This window comes from Bacteroides sp. An269, from assembly GCF_002159755.1.
Lineage (GTDB): Bacteria > Bacteroidota > Bacteroidia > Bacteroidales > Bacteroidaceae > Phocaeicola > Phocaeicola intestinalis.
The window spans coordinates 1-2,567 of the sequence record NZ_NFJG01000206.1; the positions used below are offsets into that span (position 1 = coordinate 1).

Annotated in this window: 4 protein-coding genes; all 4 read right to left on the reverse strand. The window is 38.4% G+C overall.

Features of this window, described 5'->3' with window-relative positions; translation table 11 throughout:
- Positions 1–169 precede the first annotated feature (169 nt).
- Positions 170–586 carry a hypothetical protein gene (locus tag B5F71_RS19150; RefSeq protein ID WP_087213518.1) on the reverse strand — a complete coding sequence of 139 codons (417 nt, stop codon included), beginning with the start codon at positions 584–586 and terminating at the stop codon, positions 170–172.
- 64 nt (positions 587–650) lie between these two features.
- Positions 651–1,046, reverse strand: a complete 396-nt coding sequence (locus B5F71_RS19155; protein WP_087213521.1) for a hypothetical protein — start codon at positions 1,044–1,046, stop codon at positions 651–653.
- Positions 1,047–1,056: 10 nt separating this feature from the next.
- Complete coding sequence (locus B5F71_RS20555) at positions 1,057–1,335, reverse strand: hypothetical protein (protein ID WP_158098161.1); 279 nt, start codon at positions 1,333–1,335, stop codon at positions 1,057–1,059.
- A 159-nt stretch (positions 1,336–1,494) separates the two neighbouring features.
- Positions 1,495–2,238: a hypothetical protein gene (locus tag B5F71_RS19165; RefSeq protein WP_087213524.1), complete on the reverse strand. Its 744-nt coding sequence runs from the start codon at positions 2,236–2,238 to the stop codon at positions 1,495–1,497.
- Positions 2,239–2,567: the final 329 nt, after the last annotated feature.

Here is a 2,567-nt window from a genome sequence, read left to right on the forward strand (position 1 = left end):
ATCAGCGTAACAATCCGACATCATTTGAAAGTTAAATTCATCCCAATGGTTATGAACAAGTATTTCCTTTATTGCAGTAGGTATATTCATATCTAATTGTATCTAATGGCTGGACGGGGAACGGCGTAAGTCCGTTATCCCGGCGTGTTATCAATATTTGTGAAGTATTCTATCCTAAGAAATCTTCAAGAAAACTATTAAAGCTATCCCATTTTTTATCAAAGGTATTATTGCTCAGACACTCAATATTTCCGCCCGGCAAAAGTACGACTGAATCATCTACTAGGTTATATAGTAGATAATCCTCGTACTCAAAATCAAACAAAGAGATATATTCATCGGGTACTCCTTCATTTTGTCGCAAAGAATATGTTACACTATTATCTGTATCGGACAAATCTTCAGGTACATTTATCATGTAGCCGAGAGTACCGTCAATATCTCCACCATATTCAGACATAAATACATAAAAGTCGGAGTCCTTTTTAATACCGTGTCTATCTAAAATCTCTTTGTATTTTGCTTGATTTTCCGGAAGCAACTTTGGTTCATTCTTCAACGAATCTAAAACTTTCTGTGATAACATAATTCTATTCTTTAATTAGTTTTCTACTTAATTGATAATGGTTAGAAAGGAGCATCGTCAGATGCTATCTTTCGTTGTTACCGATATTTTTCCTTAATGTCTTACGGATAAAGTTATCCAAGTCTTTGGAGTTATAGAATTTCCATGTTGAATATGCAATCATATTACCTTCCGGATTGTGTGATATGCTCCAATAATTCATACATTCTTTATCCACATATTCCTTAATTCCGATAATTTCTTCCAGCGATAAGCTGCTTAATTGAACAAAATATTCGCCGGAATAATCTTTGTTGATAACTGATGTACTATCAACAAACTTGTTCATGTGTGCGATGCAAGCATAAAGGGCATATCCTTTTGCTTCTTCAAACCTTTCTCTATATGCAACCTTTTGCGTTGTACAACTTGCCGTTAAACAAATCACACACATCATTGTTATCATTTGTATATGTTTCATGTCTATAACTTTAATCGTTGTTGATAATGTATTGACAATAAAACTTGTCGGGCATCGGACATTCCACCAACCCCCGCCATGCGGGGCGTATATCCTGACCTTCATGCCCCCAAAGGTACGAAAAGAATCGGAGAAACAAACCAAACGGTTTGGAAAAGTCGCAAAAGAGTTGGCGGAAGGGGAAGAAAGGCTGTCGGCATCCTGCCATTTCCTCCGCCAACCACCATAGCCACCAGCCTTGAAACTGGCGAAGAAGGAAATGCCGCTTTCTCTTTTTCGCCGGGCACATACTTCGCTGCCGATGGAAACAGGTTTAAGCCAGTTTGGATGTATATAACTAAACTTCTGGGAGGGGATAGCAATCGGGATGTAATCCGGTGTTCCATATTTAATAATGGTTTGGCGGGAAACGGTGTTAAGCTATTGCCTTGACCTTGTTACAAGCGTTTCAATAATCAAAGAACATTCTTTTTTTATTGAATATCCGAATAAAAATATCGTCCAAACATTCGCTTCTCATTTCTATGCCTATTTGTTGCCACAAGGAGATTTTCCCTAAAACGTACCATAATATTGAAAAATCCTGATAACCGACAGGCTTTGTAAAAGGTTCACGACTTCGTTGATATATACTTTGCATCCGATTGGCGTTTGTTAAATCCTGCTCAATTACCTCATATAAAATGGAATATTTCTTATCTTTTAACGCATAAAACTCCCTATCCGCCGCAAACTTTATATTAGAGCTTATGATAGCAGGGGAAGTGGTTTTATTAAAAATATCAAGTATAAGCCGGAAGTATGTTACAGCAAACAGAGTAAGATTACATTCAGATTGATTGTCTACATTCCAATCAGATGCTTTTTGCAGCCAGCGGACAATGGACACATTATTATTGGCTAATGTCTGTTTAGTGCCAAACAGAAAGAAAAACGCTGTTAGGATATTCATCATATCCAGTCCATTCAATTTTTGCCTACGATTGTAGCTTTTGCATAAAGCAGACACATAATTATGTGTATCTTTTTGTAACGCCACTAATGACTTACCTAAGCAGAAATCTATTTCCAATAGTTTCCGCTTTGTTTCTAACGCTGTATTTTCTTTATCTTTAACTATTCCTTCTTTGAATGAAGCCAGTACAGAGAAAGAAGAATAAAAGAAGCGAATATGTTCTTTATTATCTATCATGCAAATTGCTTATAATGTATCATCTGCCAAGCATCGGATATTCCACCAATCCCCCGCCAACTCACTTTTCCGAGTTGCCCAACTCGTTTCCGTGAGTTGCCCGACTCACCGAGCTGAGTTGCCCAACTCAGAACTTTGAGTTGCCCAACTTACGATTTCAAGTTGCCCGACTCACGGAAACGGGTCAGTCGTCCCATCGGCTATCAGCATAGCCACTTCGCTCTCGTCCACCATCTTGGTGGTGTACTGAACGGGATACCATTTCTTCGGTTCGTCCGGTTCTGACGGGTTGATGCGTTGTACCGCTTTCAAAAAAATGCTCATTGTCG